This is a genomic window from Citrobacter sp. CK199 (assembly GCF_030333285.1).
Taxonomy (GTDB): domain Bacteria; phylum Pseudomonadota; class Gammaproteobacteria; order Enterobacterales; family Enterobacteriaceae; genus Citrobacter_B; species Citrobacter_B koseri.
Genome location: NZ_JAOWGF010000024.1, coordinates 620,279 through 646,071, shown reverse-complemented (window position 1 = coordinate 646,071; position 25,793 = coordinate 620,279). Strand labels below are relative to the sequence as shown.

The window sequence follows — 25,793 nt, the reverse complement described above, 5'->3', positions numbered from 1 at the left end:
CGATTCTCCTGTTGCTTAGGTATTCAGATCCCGAAAGGGGATCCCTTTGACTAACCTTGCCGCGTTGTTACCAGCACTTCGCCGGGCATGGCTGTCCTGGTGATACATCAGCGTAAAAAGCGGCGCTGATGCGGGTAAATTCTTGTAATGCACAACCAGCTTTTCTTTGTCGCAGGCTATGCCGACGAGTAGCGGAGACCGACGCGCCGCCTGCCAGGCGCAATGGGTCACGTCACCGTCAGTCTGCGTCTGGATAACAAAGGGGATACCTTCTTCTTCAATACCGAGAAGCACCTCTTTCCAGACCGCGATACCGTCATCGATGGTCGAAATAACGATAGCCGGGGTACTGGCGTTACTGTCCATGCGCGAACTCCTTATGCCAGGAGAGAATCAGCCCGGTCGCGACCGCATTTCTCGGGCCTTCTGTGCCGCGAATGTTGCCGCGACCGGCCACCAGGCGATAGTGCGCCAGCGCATCGGTGACGAGTTGCGGGATCTCGAAATCCAGAGACGATCCGCCAACCAGCACGACAAAAGGAATGTCACGAATGTTGCCGGTCGGGCTGACCTGGCGCAGCGCGCGCAGGGCGTTAGTGACAAAAACCCGCTCTTTGGCGCTGCGGCGAATAGCGCGTACTTTTTCCAGCGCTAAATCGCCGGGTAATGGAACCAGTTCATCAGGCTTCACCACACATACGCGGGCAAATACGGCTGGCGGCAGCGGGGTGGGGAAAAACTGGACGCTGCCATCTTCGTGACGCAGATGAAAAAGGCTTTCCACCTTCGCGAGCGGATACTTTTTAATCTCTTCTGCCAGATAGCGGTCATCCAGACCCAGTTCACGGGCAATAATCATCGTGACCATATCGCCAGCCCCTGCGAGGTGGGTGGCAATGATCTCCCCTTTGGGATTGATGATGGAGGCATCTGTCGAACCTGCACCCAAATCGAGAATCGCCAGCGGACGCGTGGTGCCGGGAGTCGTCAACGCGCCTAAAATCGCCGCTTCAGCCTCAGCACCGCCAACCTGAACGTCAACACTCAGCTTCTGTTTGATTTCGCGGGCGATCATCGCCATTTGCAGACGGTCGGATTTCACCATTGAGGCGATGCCTACGGCCTGCTCCAGAGAAAATTCGCCTGCCAGCCCGCCGGTAACGCTCACTGGAACGGAAGTATCGACAGCCAGCAAATCCTGAATGAAGATCTCGTTGCTGGGCTTATTGGTCAGTTCCGCCATGGTCTGGCGTACATGTTCCAGCATGCCGCCAATATTGGTGCCTGCTTCGCCGGTCACGTTGTCCAGCTTGCGGCATTCGCCCACCGCTTTCATGATGGCTTCAGCACCGGCGGCAACATCTACACGGAGCGTGCGTCCCTGAGAAAGCAGTTCCAGATTCCCGGCGGGAATGGCGCGTGCTTTGACATCCCCTGATGGCGTTTTCACGACGACGGCGGAGCGATTGCCAATCAGCGCGCGCGCCATAGGGACGATATTTTTGGTTTCTTCGGCATTAAGGCCGAAAACCGTGGCAATACCGTAAGGGTTAGAGAGCGTTTCAATCACTTTCCCTGGTACGGCAACCTCAATTGCGGCCAGCATGCCCAGCGGAATCCGGTCGATATAGAGCACTTCATCGACGATCGGTAAAGGCTGTTCCAGGCGGTTGCTGACCAGGACGCCGTCATCTTGCTGCAAAATGACGCCGGTGAGTTGATATCCGGCGCGTACGGAGGCGTTAATCATGGTGGCGACATCGGCGAAATCGAACGCCGATGACACGACCAGGATATAAGGCATATCCGCCGGGCGGGTTAATAACTCTTGTGGCGTAATGGTCACTCCCACACCCAGACCGACCCCGCCTGGGGTTTTAGGGTTATGGCCGATCATTGTGGACTCGGTAATGATGGTTTCCGTGATGGTTTCCATCGCGACATCGCCAATGACCGGTGTGGCTTCGTTGATGCGGATAAGCGAAATATCGCTGACATTGATGCCTGCGTTTTTTGCCGCAAGCGTAAGCGCTTCCTGAATACCAAACACATTTCGTAATGTGCCTTTAATTCCGGTAGTTTCCGCCAGCGCGCTGTCGGTAATGGTCAGCGCGCCAGCCTCATCCAGTCGCGCCAGCGCGACTTCTGTTGATGAGTTGCCAATATCAATGCCAGCTATGTATCGCATCGTATTTCCCTAAAATTAATCGTCACCTTTGAGTTTTTTACGCTCGACGTATAACGTTGCCGCTTCACGCACGAAAGCTGCGCAAATCTTCGCCTGATAGCGATTTTCCAGATCGTCTGCGATAGCCATCAGCTCTTCTTTCGTCGAACGGTATGGACGCAGAGCGTTGTAGATCTCAAGGATTCGATCGTCTGGTACGGCGGTCAGTTCCGCTGCGCGCTCAAAGTTCATCGCCAGGCGGTCACGTCCGGCATCTCTGGCGATAGCCGCCTGAATGCGCAGCGTATCCGGCGTGATGCGCATATCCTGTGCGGTCACTTTGTCGCTGAGGACGTTTTCCAGCGTGAATTCATCCAGCGTTTTATTGGTGGCGGTTTTTACCCATTCTGGATGTTTATTCGCCAGCGGATAATCCGTCACTTTTGCGGTATGCGTTGATGCGCTTGCTGCGGCCGGAGCAGGTGCGTTGCCCTGCAAGCTGTTCATGCGGCTCAACACGTCCCGAACCATCGATTCAATTGCGTCGGTATTCATGGAGGTATCCTTTGTTAAAGCGCCACGCGCAGTTCCTGCGGGTTTTTGCCCGTCACGACATACTTCGTCTCTTTAATGTGCAGAATGGCGGATTTCGCCTGGTACTTCGGGCGCGCCATTTGGTCATTTAAGGTCGGAACCGGTTGTGGTGACTCACGCTTCGCATAGCGCGCGGCGTTCTTGCCAATCTGACGATACGTTTCCAGCGTCAGCAGCGGCGCCTGAGGGAATAACTCCAGATTGGAGAGCGGCGGCAGCCCTTGCTGATGAATAACGGTAGTGCCTTTTGACTGAATGCCGATTGAAATGCCGGAGCCGCTGAGGCGGTTGCCTTCAACAGCGACGAACGCCACGTCAGAGGATTTAAAGCAGCGGATCACGCGGGCTTTAATGCCTTCTTCTTCAATACCGGCGATCACTTCACGCAGGATATTTTTGTGCGGCAAGCCGACGATATTCACGGTCTGCGACAGGCCAAATGCCGGGCCCACGGCAATGATCACTTCATCCTGCTGCGTACCTTGTCTGGCCTCGCCAATTTCCGTCAGAAAACCGTCGCCTTGCGGTGCTGCGGTTTGCGACGAAGTTGATGCTGTCGGTGCGCGAAAGGAGACGGGCTTATCGCTGGTTTGCATGTCGGACAGCACGTCTTCGATTATCTGGCGCAGCAGCTTTTCATTAATTTCCATTTTTCACCCCTTAGCCAAGTTCGTTGGGATCGAGTGCGCCAGGGATGTTTTTAATCTCTTCCCAGCGTTCGCCTTGCAGGCGATAACCTGTTGCCGGACCGGCATAATCGTTGACGTCATTCACCGCAGAGAGCACCTGCCCGTCGCCGACGATAATGGCGGAAGTATGCAGATAGTCTCCGGTTAACTTGGCTTTCTGGATGTTGAGCATGTCTTGCGCGACGTCGGTGAAACCGCCTTTTGCAAGGGCTTTCACCACTTCCAGACCGTTACGGTTTTTGTTGATGATCTCTTGCGCGAACTTGATGTCTTCGACGATGTTACGTTCAGGCATATCTTTCGAGCCGTGAGCGTAGGTTGCGGCTTCAACCTCTTCATCGGTAATCGGCGGCAGCCCCATTCCGGCAAACACGGCTTGCAGCGCGCGCGCGGCTTTATTACGGATGGCGATAACGTCTTCTTCGCGAACCGGACGCAGACCACCGTCCACTTTCAGGTCACGCTGGATAACGTTGTAGTCGTCGAAGTCCTCCGCATCTTCGTTTGAACCGGCAAACATGTTGTCGTAGTTCGGTACGGCGGAATAACCCGAGGAGATGAAGTCAGTACCCGGCAGGAACTGCATCAGCAGACGCGCGGTACGACGCATATCGGAGTGGGTGAAGGTCTGGTCGTTACTGGAGGCGCATTCCAGATCCAGCGCGGAGCAGATCAGGTTTTCCGCCAGTACGGCGCGAATGCCTGACGGTACGGCGGAAGGAACGCCGATGCAGCTGACAGAACCGTTCTGTAGACCCTGAACGCCTGCGGCTTTGGTGATATAGATACAGCGGGCTTCCAGATAGAGCATTGATTTGCCTTCAGCATAGCCCATCTGTACCTCGGAACCCGACCCCGAGGTAAAGCGCATTTTCAGGCCGCGAGAGGCATAGGAAGAGGCGAGGAAGCCTTTTGACCAGGGGGTATCGTCGCCATCGGTAAAGACCGGTTCAGTACCATAGACGGAAATGGTTTCGGCGTAGCAGGTGTGGCCCAGCATACCGAGCTTCAGTTCGGTGGCTTCTTCCAGTGAACACTGCGTTAATACGCCTGGGCGACCGACCTGGGAACCCACCAGCAGAGCGATAGCATTGAACGGGGCGTAGCGCGCAACCGCAACCGTTGTCTCTTGCTCATCAAACCCACGCCACGCGCCTTCTGCGGCATCGGCGGCAATCTGAACCGGGTTGTCTTTCACGTTGGTGACATGCGCCTGCTGAGAAGGCGTACGGCGGGCGCGCATTTTTTGCATCGCCATCATCATCTCTACCACGTTCATGTGTGAGACGACTTCAACGATTTTTGCTGGCGTCATCGCCGTGGTGAGCGGAACGATGTCGCTGCGTTTGACGTTTGGATCGCACAGCATATTAGCGAGTTTGACCGAGTCCATCGCCATCACTTCTTCCGCGCGCGCCAGGTTAATACCGTAACGGGCGATAAAGTGGTCGATCAGGTCAAATTCGCTGGCGGCTTTGCCGTCCAGCTCGGTGACAGCGCCGTTAACGATTTTAATCGACGGTTTGGGGTCGTTCGGGCTTTCCATCGCAATGAAGCCTTCTTCGATCCACTCCTTAACGAAGCCGTCCTGATTCACAGGGCGTTTCGCCAGTGCTTCAAATCTTTTCGATCTCATGAATCAGCCTCACGGATATCAGATGTAGGACGGACGATCGTTTTTCGGCGTCGCGCCGAGGGTCGACAGAACGGTTTTGCCGATTTCACGGGCTGAAATAACCGCCTGACGTACCGCACCGGAATCCCCGGAAATCACCAGAATGGCTTCGTTACTGAAGCTGGTGCCGTGTGCCGGAGAGCTGTAAGCCACGACCTCAACATTGGCGGATTTCAGCGCGGTATCCGCCATCAGCACGCCAACAGAGGCGGGGGCGCCGACAATCACGCCGCAGGCGCGGCCAATTGGCGCGCCAAAGGCTTTTTCAAGCGCATAGCTGGCGCGGGCGGTGTATTGCAGCTCGATATGTCCGGCTTCATTGGCGTATACGTCGCCGAACGTCCGGTCGAGTTCTTTCAGCGCAACTTCAATGCCGCGCTTCACGTCCGAAACATCATTGCCGCCTAAAATAATCAGTGAACCGTGGCCTGCGCCGCCTTTGGTATCGCGGGGAAGCTCAATGCTGACCACTTCGGTATTGGTCGCTTTTACTGCTTCATCGGCGGCCATAATGTGTGGGCCTGCGCCAGTTCGCGCGCCAAGGATTCCGATGGAGCGGTAGCGCTTTTCCAGCTTCATCGCTTCCAGTAAGGCACTGTCCACATTTGCGATCACCAGACCGACGGTGTCGCCAATCGCGGTGCCGACAAATTCCGTTAAACTGCAACTTTTCTCTGCCATAGCCGTCTCTCGTATTGGGTGGGTTTCTTCAGGAATGGCCGTTTGTTCTGGCGTTGCCACACGGGCAATCACCTGCGCCATGATCTGTTCCACCAGTTCATTGCTGCTCATTGGCTAATTCCCTTCGGTAAGATTTTTTCTACATCGGTATGAGGGCGTGGAATAACGTGTACGGCTTTCACTTCTCCCACGTTGCGTGCGGCAGCGGCGCCCGCATCGGTTGCCGCTTTTACTGCGCCAACGTCACCGCGAACGATGACCGTTACCAGCCCGGAGCCAATTTTTTCGTAGCCGACTAACATCACATTGGCTGACTTCACCATTGCGTCTGCGGCCTCTATGGCTGCGGTTAAGCCTTTGGTTTCTACCATTCCTAATGCTTCTTGTTGCATAAAGACCTCGCCTGGGTTGTCCCGATGTTGATGACTATAAAAAGAAGCGAGGAAAAAGAATGGCTGACTTGAAAAAGAGAATGAAAAAATAATGGGTGGTCAATAGCACTAAATTGCTGTGATTTTTTATAACTCGTTGAATTTAAAGGTTTGACGTGTTGTTTTTGATATGATTATTTCGTTTTCGCTATTCCATTTTTACATTTTACAGGGTGACAAAATAAATAACTTTTGCTACGCGAAAAATGGAATTGTGATATTTGTTTGAAAACGAATATCTGGTGATCGCAATTTTTTATTATTCCTAATCTGGCATTTTATTCGTTAGAGTACGCTCCATTATTGCCCTGTAGAATAAACAGAGAGCAATATTTTGCTATAGCAACACGATTTTTCGGGGCAGGTTAACGGCAGATTGCCAACAATTTACAGGTGCCGCTTTTTATAGTGATGCTCGTTGTACTCTACTGCCAGTACGGCGTTGTGCTGGTAAAGACACGAACTCTGCTTAGAAGGTGTCACAATGAACGATTCACTAAAAGCACAATGTATTGCCGAGTTTTTGGGCACCGGGCTGTTTTTGTTCTTTGGTATCGGTTGCCTGAGTGCATTAAAAGTTGCCGGTGCGAGTCTGGGATTATGGGAGATCTGCATCATTTGGGGGCTTGGGATCTCGCTTGCCGTTTATCTCACGGCCGGGATATCGGGCGCGCACCTGAACCCGGCGATTACCATTGCGCTGTGGTTGTTTGCTTGTTTCCCTGGGCGAAAGGTCTTGCCTTATTCCATCGCTCAGGTTGCCGGAGCGTTCGGCGGCGCGCTGTTGGCCTATCTGCTCTATGGTAGCTTATTTACCGAGTTTGAAGCGGCGAACCATATGGTGCGCGGCAGCGTGGAGAGTCTGCAACTTGCCAGTATTTTCAGTACCTACCCGGCAGCCGCGCTGAGCGTATGGCAGGCGGCGCTGGTCGAAGTGGTCATTACCTCGATTCTGATGGGGATGATCATGGCGCTGACCGATGATGGCAATGGGGTTCCTAAAGGGCCGCTGGCGCCTTTGCTTATCGGTATTTTGGTTGCCGTTATCGGGGCATCTACCGGGCCGCTTACGGGGTTTGCGATGAATCCGGCGCGTGATTTTGGTCCAAAATTATTCGCGTGGTTTGCCGGTTGGGGAGACATTGCCATGACCGGGGGGCGCGATATTCCTTATTTTATTGTGCCGATTATTGCGCCGATTGTCGGAGCTTGCGCCGGAGCTGCGGTTTATCGCTACCTGATTGGTAAAAATTTACCGTGCAATGCCTGTAAGCTGGAGGAAAATGGACGTTAACACGACGGGACGTATGTATTTTTGAAACACGTAAAATCATTTCGTGATCTGGTTTCACGAACTGGTCAAAACGTCTCCCACGGATGGGAGACTTTTGTTATTGTCCCTTATACTTTTTTATCACTAATACAGTATGGTGATGATGAAAGGTAAATGTGAAATAAATGTTCTATTTGCAACAATAAATTAACTGAGGGGTTTTATCATGATTTCTGCGAGTGCCCTGAACTCAGAACTCATTAATAAAATCGCACAGGATTTTGCACAAGCCACCAGTCTGGCGGTCGTGGTTGTCAATATTCACGGTGATGAAATTTCTGAGTTATTCAATTTCACGCCTTTTTGTCAGCTAATGCGTCAACATCCTCAACACAGTATTCGTTGCCGTATGAGCGATCGCTGCGGGGGACTGGAAGCGTCAAAATCAGATCAGCCCTGTATTTATCGTTGCCATGCCGGGCTAACCGATTTCTCCATTCCTTTGGTGATTGCCGGTCATCTGGTGGGGTTTGTGTTATGCGGTCAGGTACGTTTAAGCGATGATGTCGGACTGGTTGATATTCTTAATGTCGATGATCGCTGGCAGGCCGATCCTGAACTGTTGAATGAGTTCCGAAACGTCCCCGAAATGGACTACGCGCGGGTGATAGCCTCTGCGGATCTGCTGAAGCTGATTGTGGAAAATTGCCTTAAAAAACAACTTAATTTTGTTGTTATCAAAGACAATCCGCCGCAAGCGGAGCCTGCTCGTTCGCAACGTGGGCCCAATCCCCACGACAGCAAAATGAAGAAAGCGTTACGCTACATTGATGCGCATTTATCGGACGATCTTCGCCTTGAGGATGTCGCTTCTCACGTCTACCTCAGCCCGTACTACTTTAGTAAGTTATTCAAGAAATATCAGGGAATCGGTTTTAATGCCTGGGTAAACCAACAGCGCATGGCCAGCGCCAGAGAGCTGCTTTGTCACAGTGACTGGAGTATCGCCAGCATTGCACGTAATTTAGGCTTTTCTCAAACCAGTTATTTTTGCAAAGTGTTCCGTCAGACCTATCAGATCACGCCGCAGGCTTTCCGTCAGCAAATAAATGATAATTCGTCCGCCGAGTCTGCATAAATAGCAATATTTTGCTATTGCCGATTTTTGATATCGTATTGTATGTCAGTCATTATAAAATGAAAAAAACTATAGCAGAGCAATAAATTGTCATAGCGCAACAAAATAATGTTATCTGAAGGATAAACTGAGCCAGTTTTTATTTTTGTGATGAGATACAGTGTCATTATGAATAGGTTTCATTATTCTTTTGCGCAGTGTTTCATTCAAAACAGGCGTCATTACACCATTGCGTTGGCATAATGGCGCGTAACAGGTAATTAAAATTTAATTGTCGTTATGAGCGAGAAAGTGATGCTCATAACATCAGCCGACAGGTTTGGCACATTTGTGTCAGGGAAGGGGGTGAGAATCCCCCGCAGCCCCCGCTGCTGTGATGCTGACGACCCCGTAAGACCACTGATCGCAAGATTGGGAAGGACGGGTGAGGAGGACGCTAAGCCAGAAGACCTGCCTGTCGGTATTTACCAACAACTTCGGTGGGAAGTGGGTTGCTCAGTAGCGTACAGTCGAAAGACTGGGGTAATACGCAGCTAAACAATACCTCTACCACCCTGAACAGGATCAGGGTATGGCGGCAAAGCTTCACGCATTTATTCTCGCAGGGACCGGAAGCGGCTGTGGTAAAACCACCGTCACGCTTGGTCTGCTGAGTCTGCTGAAAAGACGTGGAATGCGTGTTCAGCCATGCAAAGTCGGCCCTGATTATCTCGATACCGGCTGGCATACGGCAGTATGCGGCAGTGCGTCCCGTAACCTCGACAGCTTTATGCTCCCGGAGCCCGTGCTTAACGCGCTGTTTTGTGAACACATGCAGCAGGCGGATGTCGCGGTGATCGAAGGCGTGATGGGACTCTATGACGGCTATGGCACCGATCCGAACTACTGTAGTACGGCGGCGATGGCGAAACAGCTGGGCTGCCCCGTGATTTTACTGGTGGACGGTAAAGCCGTTTCTACCTCCATTGCCGCAACGGTAATGGGATTTCAGCACTTTGATCCTGACCTCAATATCGCTGGCGTGATTGTTAATCGCGTTAATAGCGAAACTCACTACCAACTCCTGAAAACGGCGATTGAACGCTATTGTTCGCTACCGGTGCTTGGCTATGTTCCCGGAGTGGAAGGCGTGGCGTTGCCGGAGCGTCATCTGGGGCTGATTACCGCGCGTGAGTCCGTCGTTAATCAACAGCCGTGGCAGGATTTTGCCGATACGCTTGAACGAACGCTGGACATTGATGCGCTTCTTTCCCTGAGTCAGCTAACCGCGCTGCCTGCTGGCGAGTGGCCAGCGTTACCCGACCCGCAGGCGGGGAAAGGACTTACCGTTGCCATCGCGGATGACGAAGCGTTTAACTTTTACTATCCCGATAACATCAAACTGCTGGAACGTACTGGCGTAACGATGACGCGTTTCAGTCCACTGCATGACAGCACGCTGCCGGAATGCCAGATGATCTGGCTGGGAGGCGGATACCCCGAGCTACACGCTGCCGCGTTGGCGGCGAACACCCCAATGCTGGCGCAAATGCGCGCCGCCCATCAGCGCGGCGTGGCGATTTACGCAGAGTGCGGCGGGCTGATGTACCTCGGCAGTACCCTGGAGGACGCCAGTGGAGAGATTCATCGGATGGTGGATGTGATTCCGGGGCACAGCAAAATGGGGAAACGGTTGACCCGCTTTGGCTACTGCGAAGCGCAGGCCAGAGAGCAAACGCTGCTGGCGGCGGCAGGCGAAGTGCTGCGTGGACATGAGTTCCACTATTCTGATTTTCTCCCGGAAAACCCGGCGGTGATGGCGTGCCGTAAAGTCCGCGATGGTAAGACATTGCAGGAATGGTCTGGCGGCTGGCAGATGGGAAATACCTTTGCAAGCTACCTTCACGTTCATTTCGCACAACGTCCTGCAATGCTGAACCACTGGCTGGCGGCAGGAAGGGAGGCGCTATGACCGTGCTTGCGTGGTGTATCGCCTGGCTTCTTGATTTCGTTATTGGCGATCCGCAGAACTGGCCGCATCCGGTACGCTGGATTGGCAATTTAATTTCAGCAACTCAACGTGTTGTGCGGCGTTACTGCCATAGCGACAGATCGCTGCGCATTGGCGGAGCGGTGATGTGGCTGGTGGTGGTCGGCGTGACGTGGGCGGTTTCCTGGGGCGTGCTGGCGCTGGCGAGCGCGATCCATCCCTGGTTTGGCTGGCTGGTAGAGATCTGGATGATTTTTACCGTGCTGGCTGGCCGCTGTCTTGCGAATGCTGCCCGCGATGTTGAACGCCCGCTGCGGGCGGGCGATTTAGCTGAAAGCCGCGAGAAGCTGTCATGGATTGTCGGACGGGATACCTCACAGTTACAGCCTGAACAGGTTAATCGTGCCGTGGTGGAAACGGTCGCCGAGAACACCGTAGACGGCATCATCGCCCCGCTTTTTTTCCTCTTTTTGGGCGGCGCGCCGCTGGCAATGGCGTACAAAGCCGTAAATACCCTCGATTCAATGGTTGGCTATAAACACGAAAAATATCGCGCCATTGGTATGGTCAGCGCCCGTCTGGATGATATTGCGAACGTTATCCCGGCGCGTCTGAGCTGGCTGCTGCTGAGCATTGCCGCGACGTTGTGTCGTTACGACGGCTATCGCGCCCTGCATATCGGCTGGCGGGATCGCTACAACCACAGCAGTCCTAACTGCGCGTGGTCAGAAGCCTCTGTTGCCGGTGCGCTGGGTATTCGTCTTGGCGGCCCGAATGACTACTTTGGCGAGCGTGTTGAAAAACCCTGGATAGGCGACGCGCAGCGCGGCATTTCAGTAGATGACATTTCCCGAACGATTCGATTGATGTGGGTAGCCTCGACCCTGGCACTGGCGCTGTTTATCGCCGTACGGTGCCTGCTGGTTGGCGCAGCCTGAGGATAACAGACGATGCAATATATTCAGCAGCCCCAGGCGATTGAGGCCAAAAGTTTCGACATCATTGGCGAGATCATTCGCGAGACACGCCCGGAGTATCAGTTTGCCAGCCCGCTTCACGAAGCGATCATCAAGCGGGTGATTCACACCACCGCCGACTTTGACTGGCTGGATATTCTCTGGTTTTCCGATGACGCGCTGGAGCGACTCTGCGCGGCGCTGAGTCGCCCATCCATTATCTATACCGATACCACAATGGCGCTTTCCGGCATCAATAAAACATTGCTGGCGACGTTTGGCGGTGAATGCCGTTGCTATATCAGCGATCCGCGAGTCGTGGCGGAAGCAAAAGCGCAGGGAATTACCCGATCAATGGCGGCGGTGGATATCGCCGTGACGGAAGAGAGTGAAAAGGTGTTTGTGTTCGGCAATGCGCCGACGGCGCTGTTCCGGTTGCTTGAGCATGACGTTGCCGTGAGCGGCGTGGTAGGCGTACCGGTCGGGTTTGTCGGGGCGGCGGAGTCTAAAGATGCGCTGACGAAAAGCGCGTTGCCAGCTATCGCAGCGCTGGGGCGCAAAGGAGGAAGCAACGTCGCCGCCGCGATCGTAAACGCCATGCTCTATTACTTGCAGGGGGCGCGATGAGCGATCAATCCTTCGACGCGCCTGTCTGGCACAACGGCAAAGCGTTGCGAAAAGGGTATACCACCGGATCGTGCGCGACCGCTGCGGCAAAGGTCGCTGCGTTGATGGTGTTACGCCAGCATCTGATTCATCAGGTCTCCATCGTTACGCCGTCCGGGGTGACATTGTGCCTGAACGTCGAGTCGCCACACATCGAAGGGCGGCAGGCGATTGCCGCGATCCGTAAGGACGGCGGCGATGATGTCGATGCCACGCACGGAATGCTGATTTTTGCCCGCGTAACGCTGAACGATAGCGGCGAGATTACGTTGCAGGGCGGAGAAGGCGTGGGAACCGTGACGCGCAAGGGAATTGGACTGCCGGTGGGCAGCGCGGCGATTAATCGTACTCCGCGCCATACCATTGAGTCTGTAGTACGCGAAGCGATAGGCCCGGCGCGGGGAGCGGATATTGAAATTTTTGCCCCGGAGGGGGAAGAACGGGCGCAGAAAACTTATAACGCGCGCCTCGGTATTCTGGGCGGTATTTCGATCATTGGAACCACCGGCATTGTCACTCCGATGTCGGAGGAGAGCTGGAAACGCTCACTGTCGCTGGAGCTGGAAATCAAACGCGCCGCCGGTCTGGAACGCGTTGTGCTGGTGCCGGGAAACCACGGCGAGCGTTTTGTGCGCGAACAGATGGGTATCGACACGCAGGTTGTCGTTACCATGAGCAATTTTGTCGGTTACATGATTGAAGAAGCGGTACGTCTGGGATACCGCCATATCGTGTTGATCGGCCATCCCGGTAAGTTGATTAAAATAGCCGCAGGGATTTTCCACACTCACAGCCACATCGCAGATGCCCGCATGGAAACCCTGGTGGCGCATCTGGCGCTGCTTGGCGCGCCGCTTGAGTTACTGACCCGGGTCAGCGACTGCGATACCACCGAAGCGGCAATGGAGCACATTGAAGCATACGGTTTTCAACATATTTACAACCATCTTGCGCAACGCATCTGTATGCGTGTGATGCAGATGCTGCGCTTCACGAAAACGCCACCTACCTGCGACGCCATCATGTTCTCTTTTGATAACCAGATCCTCGGTAGCAATCGCCCGATCGAAGAGATTGTGGAGGAGATGCAATGCTAACGGTAGTGGGCATGGGGCCAGCAGGGCTGCATTTGATGACGCCAGCGGCACGCGAGGCCGTGGCGGATGCCGATGTGCTGGTGGGGGGAAAGCGCCATTTATTGCAGTTTCCTGCGTTCACCGGCGAACAGTTTGTTCTGGGCGCCAATATTGCGGAATTGCTCAACTGGATTGCCGGGCAGCAGGACAAACGCATCGTGGTGCTGGCGTCCGGCGATCCGCTGTTTTACGGCATCGGGACGCGCATGGTGGCCCATTTTGGCATTGAGCGGGTGCGCATTATTCCCGGTATCAGCGCAGTGCAATATCTGTGCGCGCAATCGGGTATCGATATGAACGATATGTGGCTGACCAGCAGCCACGGTCGCAGCGTCTGTTTTGATGAGCTGGCGCGTCATCGCAAGGTCGCGATGGTGACGGATGCCCGCTGCGGGCCGCGAGAAATTGCGACGCAGTTAATGGCGCGCGACAAGGGTCATCGCTGGATGGTGATAGGCGAAAACCTGGCAATGGAAAACGAGCGGATTCACTGGCTGCGCGTCAGTGAAGTCAATGCCGACTATGACATGAACGCAGTGGTGATCCTTGATGAAAGATGAGCTTTTTCTACGTGGCGAGAACGTGCCGATGACCAAAGAAGCGGTTCGCGCGCTCGCGCTGTCAAAACTTGATTTGCACCGTGCCAGCCATCTGATTGACGTAGGCGCCGGGACCGGGAGTGTGTCGATAGAGGCGGCGTTACAGCACCCTTCGCTGCACGTTACGGCGATTGAACGTAACCCGGCAGCCCTGCGGTTGCTGGATGAAAACCGCCAGCATTTTGCCTGCGGCAATATCGACATTCTGCCGGGTGAAGCGCCGATGACGATGACTGAAAAAGCGGATGCGGTGTTTATGGGCGGGAGCGGCGGCCATCTGACGACGCTGATTGACTGGGCTATGCGGCAATTGCATCCCGGCGGCCGTCTGGTGATGACCTTTATCCTTCAGGAAAACCTGAATACTGCGCTGGAATATCTGACACAGATTGGCATCCATGAGGTGGATTGCCTGCAAGTGCAGGTGTCGTCACTCACTCCCCTCGGCAGTGGCCACTATTTCAAACCGAATAATCCTGTTTTTGTTATCGCCTGTCAGAAGGAAGAGAACCATGTCTGAGACATTTGATCCCCGCTGTGTATGGTTTGTCGGCGCAGGTCCGGGCGATCGTGAACTGATCACGCTTAAAGGTTATCGCCTGTTGCAACAGGCGCAGGTCGTTATTTATGCCGGATCGCTGATTAATACTGAACTGCTGGACTATTGCCCGCCAGGCGCGGAGTGCCACGACAGCGCCGAACTGCATCTGGAGCAAATTCTGGATCTGATGGAAGCGGGCGTGAAAGCCGGAAAAACGGTCGTACGCCTGCAAACGGGCGATGTGTCGCTGTACGGCTCCGTGCGTGAGCAGGGCGAAGAACTTACCCGGCGCGGCATCGACTGGCAGGTGGTGCCGGGCGTCAGCGCGTTTCTCGGCGCTGCTGCGGAGCTGGGGGTGGAGTATACCGTCCCGGAAGTTTCGCAAAGCCTCATCATTACCCGCCTGGAAGGACGTACTCCGGTGCCGGAACGTGAACAGCTGGAGTCCTTCGCCAGCCACCAGACGTCAATGGCGATTTATCTCTCCGTGCAGCGTATTCACCGGGTCGCCGAGCGGCTGATTGAAGGCGGCTATCCGACCACCACGCCGGTGGCGGTTATCTACAAAGCGACCTGGCCGGAAAGCCAGACCGTGCGCGGCACGCTGGCGGATATCGGCGACAAAGTACGTGAGGCGGGTATCCGTAAAACGGCGCTCATTCTGGTCGGGAATTTCCTGGGGGATGAGTATCACTACTCAAAACTCTATGCGGCGGACTTTAGCCATGAATACCGTAAAGCCTGAATCTATAGCCCTGTTTTGTCTGACGCCCGGCGGCGTACAGCTTGCGAAGCGGCTGGCGGCGATGCTGCCGTTAACCTGCTTTACCAGTGAGAAACTGCTGGAAGACGGATTTATGCCCTTCGAAGGCGGATTTGCACAATCGGCCCGCGATGCGTTTGCTAACTATTCGGCGCTGATTTTTATCGGTGCGACCGGCATCGCAGTACGCGTGCTGGCGCCGCTGGTAAACGACAAATTCAGCGACCCGGCGGTGGTGGTGATCGACGAGCGGGGCCAGCATGTGATCAGCCTGCTCTCTGGTCATGCGGGGGGCGCCAATGCGCTGACCCGCTATCTGGCGGGCATGCTCGGCGCCGATCCGGTTATCACGACGGCGACTGACGTTAACGATATGGCGGCGCTTGATACGCTGGCATTTCAGCTCAATGCCCGGATGACCGACTTCCGCTCGGCGGTAAAAATCGTCAACCAGATGCTGGTCAGCCACCAGCGCGTCGGGCTGTGGTGGGATGAGGAGCTGGCAGACGATGTCAGTCACTGCGATCGACGCGGGTTCATCACCGTGACCGACCTGCACCAACTTCCTGAGCTTGATGCGCTGATTTGCATCACTTTGCGCAATGAATTGCCAGAAATACCCGTCCGACACTGGAAGCTGGTGCCGCAGCGGGTGGTCGCCGGAATCGGCTGTCGCCGCGACACGCCGTTCCCGCTGCTGGCAGCGCTGCTGGCGCGACAGCTGGAGGCGCAGAAATTTGATCCGCTGGCGTTGAAAGCGATTGGCAGCGTCTCGCTCAAAAAAGATGAGCAGGGATTAATCCAGCTTGCCTCCTGCTGTCGCGTTCCCTTTGAAACCTTTACCGCTGACGCGTTGCGTGAGCATGAACATCGCTTCCCGGCCTCCAGATTTGTGCGGCAAACCGTCGGTGTGGGCAGCGTATCCGGCCCGGCGGCCTGGCTGTTAAGTCACGGAAAACTGTCTGGCGAAACCCTGCGCGAACAGGGCGTCACTATTACTTTGGGAGTTTCACACTGATGTTAAGCGTAATTGGAATTGGCCCTGGCTCGCAGGCAATGATGACGATGGAAGCCGTAGAAGCCTTACAGGCGGCGGAAATTGTCGTTGGCTATAAAACGTACACCCATCTGGTAAAAGCCTTTACCGGCGACAAGCAGGTGATCAAAACCGGAATGTGCAAAGAGATCGAACGCTGTCAGGCGGCGATTGAACTGGCGCAGGCCGGACACAATGTGGCGCTGATCAGCAGCGGCGATGCGGGGATTTATGGCATGGCGGGGCTGGTGCTGGAACTGGTCAGCAAACAGAAGCTGGACGTTGAAGTGCGGCTGATCCCCGGCATGACCGCCAGTATCGCGGCGGCCTCCCTGCTGGGCGCGCCGTTGATGCACGATTTCTGTCATATCAGCCTGAGCGATCTCCTGACGCCGTGGCCGGTCATCGAAAAACGGATTATCGCCGCCGGAGAAGCAGACTTCGTGATCTGTTTCTATAACCCGCGCAGCCGTGGCCGTGAAGGCCATCTGGCGCGTGCTTTTGAACTGCTGTCCGCCAGCAAAAACGCGCAAACGCCGGTTGGCGTGGTGAAGTCGGCCGGGCGTAAAAAGCAGGAAAAATGGCTGACCACGCTCGGCGATATGGATTTTGAGCCTGTCGATATGACCAGCCTGGTGATTGTCGGCAACAAAGCCACTTACGTACAGGATGGTCTGATGATCACGCCGCGAGGTTACGTACTGTGAGTTACGGCGACGTGCTGGTTATGGGCGGCACCAGCGATGCCCGGATGCTGTGTCAGCAACTGGATGCGGCAAAGGTGGCATACACCCTGTCGGTTGCCACGCCGACAGGAAAGCAGCTGGCTGGCGACATTAAAGGGCATATCCGCTGCGGGCGCCTGGAGCCAGAGGAGATGGTGGCCTGGCTGAAAGCGCACCGAACGCGTTGGGTCATTGATGCGTCGCACCCGTATGCCGAGGTCGTCAGCCGCAACATTATGCACGCCTGTGAACGCGCGGGGGTGTTGCTGAGCCGCTATCAGCGCCCGGAACAGCTCAGCGAGCTTACGCACCCGCTGTTGCACCATGTCCACACGATTGCTGAGGCCTGCGATGTGGCGCAGCGCTTTGGCGAACGCGTTCTGTTAACGACCGGAAGTAAAGATCTGGCGACCTGGCGAGCCGGGTTGCCGCACAAAAAACTGCTGGCCCGCGTCTTACCTGTTCCTGAGGTCATTCAGCAATGTGCCGACCTGGGATTTGGCGTTGGTGAGATTTTCGCCCTGTGCGGGCCGTTCAGCGCTGAATTTAACGCGGCGTTTTATCGTCAGTGCCAGGCCGATGTCGTGGTGACAAAAGCGTCGGGGGCGGAGGGCGGTTATCAGGAAAAAGTTCAACCCTGTCTGGATGCCGGTATCCCCTGCATCGTGATTACCCGCCCGGCAACGCTTGTAACGGGTGATGAGTTACTGGAAAGTCAGGCCGCATTTGCGCAGCGTTTGGCGCGCTGGCTGGCCGCTGCTTAAGGAGTAAGAGATGAAAAAAGCGCTTCTGGTGGTGAGTTTTGGCACCAGCTATCACGACACCTGTGAGAAGAACATTGTGGCCTGCGAACGCGATCTGGCAGCCAGCTGCCCGGATCGCGATCTGTTTCGCGCGTTCACCTCCGGGATGATTATCCGCAAGCTCAAACAGCGTGACGGCATTGAAATCGATACGCCGCTTCAGGCATTGCAGAAGCTTGCTGAACAGGGGTATCAGGATGTGGCGATTCAGTCCCTGCACATTATTAACGGCGACGAATACGAAAAAATTGTGCGTGAAGTTCAGACTCTGCGCCCGTTATTTACCCGTCTTACGCTCGGCGCGCCGCTGTTGAGCAGCCATGCCGATTACGCGCAGCTGATGCAGGCTTTACAGCAGCAGATGCCGACGCTTGGCGCGACGGAGAAAGTGGTGTTTATGGGGCACGGCGCCAGCCACCACGCGTTTGCGGCCTATGCGTGTCTGGACCATATGATGACGGCGCAGCGTTTTCCGGCGCGTGTGGGAGCGGTTGAGAGTTACCCGGAGGTGGATATTCTCATCGGGAGCTTACGTCAGGAAGGCGTAACGGCGGTGCATCTGATGCCGCTGATGCTTGTCGCCGGCGATCATGCCATCAACGATATGGCTTCCGATGAAGAGGACTCCTGGAAAACGCAGTTCAACGCCGCAGGCATCCCGGCGACGCCGTGGCTGAGCGGTCTGGGGGAGAATCCGGCGGTACGCGCCATGTTCGTGGCGCATTTGCAACAGGCGCTGAATACGGCCATGGAGGAAGCGGCATGAGTGGAAAGCTGTATGCGTTAAGTACCGGGCCGGGCGCAGCCGATCTGATCACCGTGCGCGCGGCGCGAATACTTGGCTCGCTCGATATCCTTTACGCTCCGGCAGGGCGCAAAGGCGGCGACAGTCTGGCGCTCTCTATTGTGCGTGAGTATCTGGGTGAGCAGACGGAAGTCCGCTGCTGCCACTTTCCAATGAGCGCTGACAGCGCGGAAAAAGAAGCCGTCTGGAATGAGGTAGCCGCAGCGCTGGTTCAGGAAGTGGAGGCGGGTAAACAGGTGGGGTTCATCACCCTTGGCGATGCCATGCTGTTCAGCACCTGGGTCTTTTTACTCCAGCGGATCGGCAACCCGGCGTGGCTGGAAATCGTTCCTGGCGTCACCTCGTTTGCCGCCATTGCCGCCCGCGCAAAAACGCCGCTGGCGATGGAACAACAATCGCTGGCGGTGATCTCCTGCACCGCGGCGGAAGAAACAATTCAGCAGGCGTTAAGACAGCATGACAGTCTGGTGCTGATGAAGGTCTACGGTCGCTTCGCGCGTATTAAAGCATTGCTGCAACAGGAAGGTTTGCTGGAGTGCGCCCTGATGATGGCGGAAGCCACGCTGCCCGGTGAGCAGTGCTGGCGTCACCTGAATGAGGTCAGCGACGAGCAGCCGCTGCCCTATTTTTCGACCATTCTGGTCAACAAACAGTGGGAGTATGCAGAATGAAACTTGAACAACAGCTAAAACAGCTGTCTTTCAGCGGGTTAGCTGCGGCGTTATTGCTGATGGTTGTCCCGGAACAGGCGTTCGCCATGCATATCATGGAGGGATTCCTGCCGCCGATGTGGGCGCTGGCCTGGTGGGTGCTGTTTTTACCGTGCCTGTGGTACGGACTGGTGCGCCTGCGCCGTATCGTGCAGGAAGATAACAACCAGAAGGTGCTGCTGGCATTGTGCGGGGCGTTTATCTTCGTGCTGTCGGCGCTGAAAATTCCTTCTGTTACAGGTAGTTGCTCGCACCCGACAGGGGTAGGGCTTGCGGTGATTTTATTTGGCCCAGGCGTTGTGGCGATCCTCGGGGCGATTGTGCTGCTGTTTCAGGCGCTGCTGCTGGCGCATGGCGGCCTGACCACGCTGGGTGCGAACGGGATGTCGATGGCGGTTATCGGCCCCGTTGTCGGGTATCTGGTATGGCAAATGGCCTGCCGCGCCGGGCTGCGCCGCGATGTCGGCGTCTTTCTTTGCGCCATGCTGGCGGATCTGGTGACGTACTTCGTGACGTCGGTGCAGCTTGGGGTGGCGTTCCCGGACCCGCAGGCAGGGGCAATGGGTTCAGTGATTAAATTTATGGGGATTTTCTGCCTGACGCAGATCCCCATTGCGATCGCGGAGGGGCTGCTGACCGTCATGATTTACGACCAGTTGACCAAACGCCGGTTGATTACCGCACAAGGACATTAAGATGAAAAAGACGCTGATATTGTTAGCTATGGTGATTGCCCTGGTGATCCTGCCGTTTTTTATCGATCATGGCGGTGAGTTCGGTGGCTCTGACGGCGAAGCGGAAAGCCAGATCCAGGTGGTGGCGCCGCACTATGAACCGTGGTTCCAGCCATTGTATGAACCGGCCAGCGGTGAAATTGAAAGTCTGCTGTTTACGCTGCAAGGTTCGCTTGGCGCGGCGGTGATTTTCTATATTCTCGGTTACAGCAAAGGCAGACAGCGCCGTGATGACCGGGCTTGATCGACTCAGCTACCAGAGCCGCTGGCTTCATGTTACGCCGGTGCGTAAGTTTTTGCTCTGGTTGCTGATGATGATTCTGGCCTTTACCCTGCCTCCTTTGGGGCAGGGTATTGAACTGGCGCTCATCGCCGGGCTGAGCTGCTGGCTGCTGCGGATTTCGTTCTGGCGCTGGTGTCGCTGGATGGCGATACCGTTTGGCTTTTTAAGCGTGGGTGTGGTGACGATTTTATTCAGCGTGAGCCGCGATCCCCACTCGTTACTGGCAAGCGTTCCGGTTGGCGATTACTGGCTGGGGGTGACCTCGTCAGGGCTGAATACCGCCAATGAAACCTTCTGGCGCAGCCTAAGCGCGCTGGCGGCGACGTTCTGGCTGGTGTTGAATCTGCCGTTTCCGCAACTGATTATTTTGCTTAAGCGCGCGCATGTGCCACGGCTGCTGACCGAGCAGATCCTGCTGACATGGCGCTTTATTTTTATCCTGTTAGACGAAGCGCTGGCCATTCATCGCGCGCAAACGCTGCGTTTTGGCTATCGTAGTTTGCCGAAAGGCTATCGTTCTCTGGCAATGCTGGTGGGTTTGCTGTTTACGCGTGTGCTTATCCGCTATCAGCAAATGACCACCGTGCTTGATATCAAACTGTATCAGGGTGATTTTCACCTGTAAGGATTCGTATGCTTGCCACCTCCGGTCTCTGGTTTCGCTATCAGGATGAGCAGGTGCTCAAGGGGCTAACGCTGGATTTCTCCCCCCATGCGGTTACCGGGCTGGTGGGCGCGAACGGCTGCGGAAAATCGACGCTATTTATGAACCTGAGCGGTTTACTGCGCCCGCAAAAAGGCGAGGTTTTGTGGCAGGGAAAAGCGCTGGATTACAGTAAGCGCGGGCTGCTGGCGCTGCGCCAACAGGTGGCAACCGTTTTTCAGGACCCCGATCAACAAATTTTTTATACCGATATCGACAGCGATATCGCTTTTAGTCTGCGAAATCTAGGCGTGGCTGAGGATGAGATTGCCCGCCGCGTGGACGATGCGTTGACCCTGGTTGATGCGCAGCATTTCCGTCATCAGCCGATCCAGTGTTTAAGCCACGGGCAAAAAAAACGTGTGGCGATTGCGGGCGCGATGGTGTTGCAGGCCCGCTACCTGCTGCTGGATGAACCCACTGCAGGGCTTGATCCTGCCGGGCGCACGCAGATGATCACGATCATCAAGCGGATTGTGGCGCAGGGGAATCATGTGGTTATTTCCAGCCATGATATTGATCTCATTTATGAAGTCAGCGATGCCGTTTACGTGCTGCGCCGTGGCGAGGTACTGGCATACGGTGAGCCGGGGGAGGTGTTTGCACGCACTGAACTGATCGAACAAGCCGGGCTGACGCAACCGTGGCTGGTCAAACTGCATGCGCAACTGGGGTTGCCGCTGTGTAAAACGGAAGAAGAATTTTTTGGGCGTATGCGAGAGAACGCGCTGAAGGAGGCGTCATGACGCAGGCAGTAATGTTGCAGGGAACGGCATCAGATGTAGGTAAAAGTGTGCTGGTGGCGGGGCTGTGCCGCATCTTTTATCAGGATGGCCTGCGCACGGCGCCATTTAAGTCACAGAATATGGCGCTGAATTCCGGCATCACGCCGGACGGCAAAGAGATGGGACGCGCGCAGATTTTCCAGGCGGAAGCGGCGGGGATTGCGCCGGATGTGCGGATGAATCCGGTTCTGCTGAAACCGACCAGCGATCGGAAAGCGCAGGTGGTGTTGATGGGCAAAGTCGCCACCGATATGGACGCGGTTAGCTACCATGAATATAAGCCGCGTCTGCGTGAGCAGATCCTCATGGTTTACAATAGCCTGGCGCAAGAATATGACGTTCTGGTGCTGGAGGGCGCCGGTAGCCCGGCGGAAATAAACCTGCGTGACCGCGACATCGTCAATATGGGGATGGCGGAAATGGCGCAATGCCCGGTCATTCTGGTGGCGGATATCGATCGCGGCGGCGTTTTTGCCTCTATCTACGGTACGCTGGCGCTGCTGCATGATAGTGAACGCGCCAGAGTGAAAGGGGTGATCATCAATAAGTTTCGCGGCGACGTGACGCTGCTCTACTCCGGCATTGAACAAATTGAAGCGCTGACCGGCGTGCCGGTTCTGGGCGTGATGCCCTGGCTGGAGGTCGATCTTGAAGATGAGGATGGCGTGGCGCTGCAAAAAGGCAAATACCTGCGTACCGATAGGCGTGATATCGACATTGCCGTTGTTCAGGTGCCGCACATCTCGAATTTCACCGATTTCAACGCGCTGGCGGCGCAGCCGGATGTTCGCGTGCGCTATGTGCGCCATCCTGAAGAACTGGCGGGCACGGACCTGATAATCCTGCCGGGCAGCAAAAATACGCTTGGCGATCTGGTCTGGCTGCGTGAAAGCGCAATGGCGCATGGCGTGTTGCAGGCGCATCGTCAGGGCGTACCGGTGGCAGGCATCTGTGGCGGCTATCAGATGCTGGGCGACACCATTATTGATGAGGTGGAGTCCGGGCTGGGCACGCTCCCCGGTCTTGGTCTGCTTAATACCGTCACGCACTTCGCGCAGGATAAAACCACCACGCAGGTTGAAGGGCAGATGGCCTCTGCGCTGCCGGGATGGCTGGCGGCGGCGTCTGGCCTGGCGGTGCGCGGGTATGAAATTCATATGGGCGAGACGACACTGAATGCACAATGCCAGCCAGCTATGACATTACGCAAAGGCGAAAACGCCATCGCTGACGGCGCGGTAACGGACGACGGACTGGTCTTTGGCACCTATCTTCATGGCTTGTTCGACAGCGATGCGTTCACGCGGGCGCTGGTCAATGGCCTGCGCGTGCGTAAGGGGCTGACGCCGCTGGATCACGCCTTCCATTACGCGCAATATAAATCGCAGCAGTTTGATCTGCTGGCGGATGCGATGCGACAACACATCGATATTGAGAAAATTTATACCATCATGCAGCAGCACCGGGAGCCCGTATGATGATTCTGGTGACCGGCGGCGCGCGCAGCGGGAAAAGCCGCCATGCGGAGGCGTTAATCGCGGATTCGCCGCAGGTGCTGTACATCGCCACGTCGCAGATTTTTGACGAGGAGATGGCGGCGCGGATTCAGCACCATCGGGATGGCAGACCGCCGCACTGGCGGACAGCGGAATGCTGGCGACATCTTGATGCGCTGATTACGCCAGATAACGCCCCCGAAGAGGCCATTCTGCTGGAGTGTATCACGACCATGGTGACCAATTTATTGTTCGCGATGGGTGGCGATACGGACCCGGACAACTGGGATTACGCGGCGATGGAGCAGGCGATTGAAGACGAAATTCGCGCGTTGATCGACGCCTGTCAGCGCTGTCCGGCTCAGGTGGTTCTGGTGACCAATGAGGTGGGCATGGGCATTGTCCCGGAAAATCGTCTGGCGCGACATTTTCGCGACATCGCCGGGCGGGTCAATCAGCGTCTGGCTGCGGCGGCGGATGAGGTCTGGCTGGTGGTATCGGGTATTGGAGTCAAAATTAAATGAGTAAGTTGTTCTGGGCGATGCTCGCTTTTATTTCGCGTTTGCCTGTTCCGACCCGTTGGTCTCAGGGGCTGGATTTTGAGGAGTATTCCCGCGGTATTGTGACATTCCCGCTAATCGGCATGCTGCTGGGCGCGATTGGCGGCCTGGTGTTTGTGGCGCTTCAGTCCTGGTGCGGCATTCCACTGGCGGCCCTGTTTTGCGTTTTGACGCTGGCGCTGCTGACCGGCGGTTTTCACCTCGACGGTCTGGCGGATACCTGTGACGGTATTTTTTCCGCCCGCCGCCGGGAGCGGATGTTAGAAATTATGCGTGACAGCCGCCTGGGCACCCACGGCGGGCTGGCGTTGATTTTTGTCCTGCTGGCGAAAGTGCTGGTGATTAGCGAACTGGCGCTGAGAGGCACGCCGATGCTGGCGGCGCTGGCGATGGCTTGCGCGGCGGGGCGCGGTGTCGCCGTATTGCTGATGTATCGTCATCGCTATGCCCGTGAAGAAGGGCTGGGCAACGTGTTTATCGGCAAAGTTACCGGGCGACAAACCTGCGTTACGCTGGGATTAACCGCTATTCTCGCGGCGATACTCATGCCGGGGATGCGCGGGGTCGCTGCGCTGGTGGTCACTCTGGCGGCAATTTTTATTCTTGGGCAATTATTAAAACGCACGTTGGGTGGGCAAACCGGCGATACGCTGGGTGCGGCGATTGAACTTGGCGAGTTGATCTTCCTGCTGGCTCTGCTGTGAGCCAGCCAACACGATGAGAACCCTTATGCAGACGTTAACCTCTTTACTCCGTGACATTCCCAAACCGGACAGCGACGCAATGGCGCACGCCCGGCAGCACATTGACGGCTTGCTCAAACCGCCGGGCAGCCTCGGGCGCCTGGAAGCGCTGGCCGTACAGTTAGCGGGGATGCCCGGTCTCAACGGCACTCCGCATGTCGGTAAGAAGGCGATGCTGGTGATGTGCGCCGATCATGGCGTGTGGGATGAAGGGGTTGCGGTCTCGCCGAAAGTTGTCACTGCCATTCAGGCGGCCAACATGACGCAGGGAACAACCGGTGTTTGTGTACTGGCTGCTCAGGCCGGGGCAAAAGTCCATGTGATTGACGTCGGGATTGATACCGACCCGATCCCCGGCGTGGTGAATATGCGCGTGGCGCGTGGGTGCGGGAATATCGCGACAGGCCCGGCGATGAGCCGCGTTCAGGCCGAAGAACTGCTGCTGGAAGTGATGCGCTACACCCGCGAACTGGCGCAAAGCGGCGTGACGCTGTTTGGCGTTGGCGAACTGGGAATGGCGAATACCACCCCTGCGGCGGCGATTGTGAGTGTACTGACCGGTAGCGATGCCGAAGATGTGGTGGGGATTGGCGCGAATCTTCCGCTCTCCAGAATTGGCAATAAAGTTGAGGTTGTGCGCCGCGCTATTGCGGTAAACCGGCCCGATCCGCGTGATGGCGTTGAGGTGCTGGCGAAGGTGGGCGGTTTTGACCTGGTCGGTATGGCGGGCGTGATGCTGGGCGCCGCATCATGTGGATTGCCGGTTGTGCTGGATGGTTTTCTCTCCTATTCTGCGGCGCTGGCGGCCTGTCAGATTGCGCCGGAAATTAAACCGTATCTGATTCCGTCGCATTTCTCGGCAGAGAAGGGCGCGCGGATTGCGCTGGAGCACCTGGAGCTGGAGCCGTATCTGCATATGGGAATGCGTCTCGGCGAAGGCAGCGGCGCAGCGCTGGCAATGCCCATCGTTGAAGCCGCCTGCGCAATGTACCGCAACATGGGGCAACTGGCGGCAAGTAATATAGTCCTGCCGGATGGTAAATAAAGATAAGCCGTATCGTTTCCCTTCGGTGGCGCTCATTCGCTGTTAACGTCGGAAAGGCGATAAAAAAGCTATAATTAACCGACATCT

The 25,793-nt window shown here is 55.8% G+C and carries 29 protein-coding genes and 1 riboswitch; of the genes, 22 read left to right on the top strand and 7 right to left on the bottom strand.

Annotated features, from left to right (window positions below; genetic code table 11):
• Positions 1-15 precede the first annotated feature (15 nt).
• From OGX75_RS07180 to pduA, 7 genes are read right to left on the bottom strand one after another with little or no spacing between them, the layout of a single operon-like run.
• A complete protein-coding gene (locus OGX75_RS07180) occupies positions 16-366 on the bottom strand; it encodes a glycerol dehydratase reactivase beta/small subunit family protein (RefSeq protein WP_112001949.1) in 351 nt (116 codons plus the stop codon).
• Positions 356-2,188, bottom strand: a complete 1,833-nt coding sequence (locus tag OGX75_RS07175; RefSeq protein ID WP_286451232.1) for a diol dehydratase reactivase subunit alpha — start codon at positions 2,186-2,188, stop codon at positions 356-358. The genes OGX75_RS07180 and OGX75_RS07175 overlap by 11 nt, the downstream gene beginning before the upstream one ends.
• Before the next feature lie 15 nt (positions 2,189-2,203).
• Positions 2,204-2,722, bottom strand: a complete 519-nt coding sequence (gene pduE / locus OGX75_RS07170) for a propanediol dehydratase small subunit PduE (protein ID WP_012131768.1) — start codon at positions 2,720-2,722, stop codon at positions 2,204-2,206.
• Positions 2,723-2,736: 14 nt separating this feature from the next.
• The gene (pduD, locus tag OGX75_RS07165; protein ID WP_130029161.1) at positions 2,737-3,411 is read right to left on the bottom strand and encodes a propanediol dehydratase medium subunit PduD; all 675 of its coding nucleotides are present in this window, start codon (positions 3,409-3,411) and stop codon (positions 2,737-2,739) included.
• A 10-nt stretch (positions 3,412-3,421) separates the two neighbouring features.
• Complete coding sequence (gene pduC, locus OGX75_RS07160; protein WP_047462720.1) at positions 3,422-5,086, bottom strand: propanediol dehydratase large subunit PduC; 1,665 nt, start codon at positions 5,084-5,086, stop codon at positions 3,422-3,424.
• An 18-nt stretch (positions 5,087-5,104) separates the two neighbouring features.
• Positions 5,105-5,917: a propanediol utilization microcompartment protein PduB gene (pduB, locus tag OGX75_RS07155; protein ID WP_012131771.1), complete on the bottom strand. Its 813-nt coding sequence runs from the start codon at positions 5,915-5,917 to the stop codon at positions 5,105-5,107.
• Entirely contained in the window at positions 5,914-6,198 is a 285-nt protein-coding gene (pduA, locus tag OGX75_RS07150) for a propanediol utilization microcompartment protein PduA (RefSeq protein WP_001183618.1), read from the bottom strand. The genes pduB and pduA overlap by 4 nt, the downstream gene beginning before the upstream one ends.
• 523 nt (positions 6,199-6,721) lie before the next feature.
• Between pduA and pduF the strand changes: the two genes are divergently transcribed.
• The 22 genes from pduF (at position 6,722) to cobT (ending at position 25,706) form a co-directional block, all read left to right on the top strand.
• Positions 6,722-7,531, top strand: a complete 810-nt coding sequence (pduF, locus tag OGX75_RS07145) for a propanediol diffusion facilitator PduF (protein WP_047462725.1) — start codon at positions 6,722-6,724, stop codon at positions 7,529-7,531.
• Between the two features lie 205 nt (positions 7,532-7,736).
• The gene (gene pocR / locus OGX75_RS07140; protein ID WP_012131773.1) at positions 7,737-8,648 is read left to right on the top strand and encodes a transcriptional regulator PocR; all 912 of its coding nucleotides are present in this window, start codon (positions 7,737-7,739) and stop codon (positions 8,646-8,648) included.
• A gap of 298 nt (positions 8,649-8,946) precedes the next feature.
• Positions 8,947-9,120, top strand: a riboswitch (cobalamin riboswitch).
• Positions 9,121-9,219: 99 nt separating this feature from the next.
• On the top strand, positions 9,220-10,599 hold the full coding sequence (locus tag OGX75_RS07135) for a cobyrinic acid a,c-diamide synthase CobB (protein ID WP_115181447.1): 1,380 nt from the start codon (positions 9,220-9,222) through the stop codon (positions 10,597-10,599).
• Positions 10,596-11,555, top strand: coding sequence for an adenosylcobinamide-phosphate synthase CbiB (cbiB, locus tag OGX75_RS07130; protein ID WP_047462732.1), 960 nt, complete (start codon positions 10,596-10,598; stop codon positions 11,553-11,555). The genes OGX75_RS07135 and cbiB overlap by 4 nt, the downstream gene beginning before the upstream one ends.
• A 12-nt stretch (positions 11,556-11,567) precedes the next feature.
• On the top strand, positions 11,568-12,200 hold the full coding sequence (locus OGX75_RS07125; RefSeq protein ID WP_012131778.1) for a cobalt-precorrin-8 methylmutase: 633 nt from the start codon (positions 11,568-11,570) through the stop codon (positions 12,198-12,200).
• On the top strand, positions 12,197-13,336 hold the full coding sequence (gene cbiD / locus OGX75_RS07120; RefSeq protein WP_012131779.1) for a cobalt-precorrin-5B (C(1))-methyltransferase CbiD: 1,140 nt from the start codon (positions 12,197-12,199) through the stop codon (positions 13,334-13,336). The genes OGX75_RS07125 and cbiD overlap by 4 nt, the downstream gene beginning before the upstream one ends.
• On the top strand, positions 13,330-13,935 hold the full coding sequence (locus OGX75_RS07115; RefSeq protein ID WP_047462737.1) for a cobalt-precorrin-7 (C(5))-methyltransferase: 606 nt from the start codon (positions 13,330-13,332) through the stop codon (positions 13,933-13,935). The genes cbiD and OGX75_RS07115 overlap by 7 nt, the downstream gene beginning before the upstream one ends.
• The gene (locus OGX75_RS07110) at positions 13,925-14,494 is read left to right on the top strand and encodes a decarboxylating cobalt-precorrin-6B (C(15))-methyltransferase (protein ID WP_012131781.1); all 570 of its coding nucleotides are present in this window, start codon (positions 13,925-13,927) and stop codon (positions 14,492-14,494) included. Before OGX75_RS07115 ends, OGX75_RS07110 begins: the two co-directional genes overlap by 11 nt.
• The gene (locus OGX75_RS07105; protein WP_012131782.1) at positions 14,487-15,260 is read left to right on the top strand and encodes a cobalt-precorrin-4 methyltransferase; all 774 of its coding nucleotides are present in this window, start codon (positions 14,487-14,489) and stop codon (positions 15,258-15,260) included. The genes OGX75_RS07110 and OGX75_RS07105 overlap by 8 nt, the downstream gene beginning before the upstream one ends.
• Positions 15,241-16,296, top strand: coding sequence for a cobalt-precorrin 5A hydrolase (gene cbiG / locus OGX75_RS07100; RefSeq protein WP_047462746.1), 1,056 nt, complete (start codon positions 15,241-15,243; stop codon positions 16,294-16,296). Before OGX75_RS07105 ends, cbiG begins: the two co-directional genes overlap by 20 nt.
• Entirely contained in the window at positions 16,296-17,021 is a 726-nt protein-coding gene (locus OGX75_RS07095; RefSeq protein WP_012131784.1) for a precorrin-3B C(17)-methyltransferase, read from the top strand. Before cbiG ends, OGX75_RS07095 begins: the two co-directional genes overlap by 1 nt.
• Positions 17,018-17,803 (top strand): cobalt-precorrin-6A reductase, encoded by a 786-nt coding sequence (locus tag OGX75_RS07090; protein WP_153257697.1) that lies wholly within the window; start codon positions 17,018-17,020, stop codon positions 17,801-17,803. The genes OGX75_RS07095 and OGX75_RS07090 overlap by 4 nt, the downstream gene beginning before the upstream one ends.
• Positions 17,804-17,813: 10 nt before the next feature.
• Positions 17,814-18,608: a sirohydrochlorin cobaltochelatase gene (gene cbiK / locus OGX75_RS07085; protein ID WP_134769266.1), complete on the top strand. Its 795-nt coding sequence runs from the start codon at positions 17,814-17,816 to the stop codon at positions 18,606-18,608.
• Positions 18,605-19,318 (top strand): cobalt-factor II C(20)-methyltransferase, encoded by a 714-nt coding sequence (locus tag OGX75_RS07080; RefSeq protein ID WP_012131787.1) that lies wholly within the window; start codon positions 18,605-18,607, stop codon positions 19,316-19,318. The genes cbiK and OGX75_RS07080 overlap by 4 nt, the downstream gene beginning before the upstream one ends.
• Entirely contained in the window at positions 19,315-20,052 is a 738-nt protein-coding gene (cbiM, locus tag OGX75_RS07075) for a cobalt ECF transporter S component CbiM (protein WP_012131788.1), read from the top strand. The genes OGX75_RS07080 and cbiM overlap by 4 nt, the downstream gene beginning before the upstream one ends.
• A gap of 1 nt (position 20,053) precedes the next feature.
• On the top strand, positions 20,054-20,335 hold the full coding sequence (locus tag OGX75_RS07070; RefSeq protein WP_012131789.1) for an energy-coupling factor ABC transporter substrate-binding protein: 282 nt from the start codon (positions 20,054-20,056) through the stop codon (positions 20,333-20,335).
• Positions 20,322-20,999, top strand: a complete 678-nt coding sequence (locus OGX75_RS07065) for an energy-coupling factor ABC transporter transmembrane protein (RefSeq protein ID WP_047462753.1) — start codon at positions 20,322-20,324, stop codon at positions 20,997-20,999. The genes OGX75_RS07070 and OGX75_RS07065 overlap by 14 nt, the downstream gene beginning before the upstream one ends.
• 8 nt (positions 21,000-21,007) lie before the next feature.
• Positions 21,008-21,823, top strand: coding sequence for an energy-coupling factor ABC transporter ATP-binding protein (locus OGX75_RS07060; RefSeq protein WP_286451233.1), 816 nt, complete (start codon positions 21,008-21,010; stop codon positions 21,821-21,823).
• On the top strand, positions 21,820-23,340 hold the full coding sequence (locus OGX75_RS07055) for a cobyric acid synthase (RefSeq protein WP_114848173.1): 1,521 nt from the start codon (positions 21,820-21,822) through the stop codon (positions 23,338-23,340). The genes OGX75_RS07060 and OGX75_RS07055 overlap by 4 nt, the downstream gene beginning before the upstream one ends.
• Complete coding sequence (gene cobU / locus OGX75_RS07050; protein WP_047462761.1) at positions 23,337-23,882, top strand: bifunctional adenosylcobinamide kinase/adenosylcobinamide-phosphate guanylyltransferase; 546 nt, start codon at positions 23,337-23,339, stop codon at positions 23,880-23,882. Before OGX75_RS07055 ends, cobU begins: the two co-directional genes overlap by 4 nt.
• Positions 23,879-24,622, top strand: a complete 744-nt coding sequence (gene cobS, locus OGX75_RS07045) for an adenosylcobinamide-GDP ribazoletransferase (RefSeq protein WP_058669344.1) — start codon at positions 23,879-23,881, stop codon at positions 24,620-24,622. Before cobU ends, cobS begins: the two co-directional genes overlap by 4 nt.
• Before the next feature lie 25 nt (positions 24,623-24,647).
• A complete protein-coding gene (gene cobT, locus OGX75_RS07040; protein WP_286451234.1) occupies positions 24,648-25,706 on the top strand; it encodes a nicotinate-nucleotide--dimethylbenzimidazole phosphoribosyltransferase in 1,059 nt (352 codons plus the stop codon).
• Positions 25,707-25,793 lie beyond the last annotated feature (87 nt).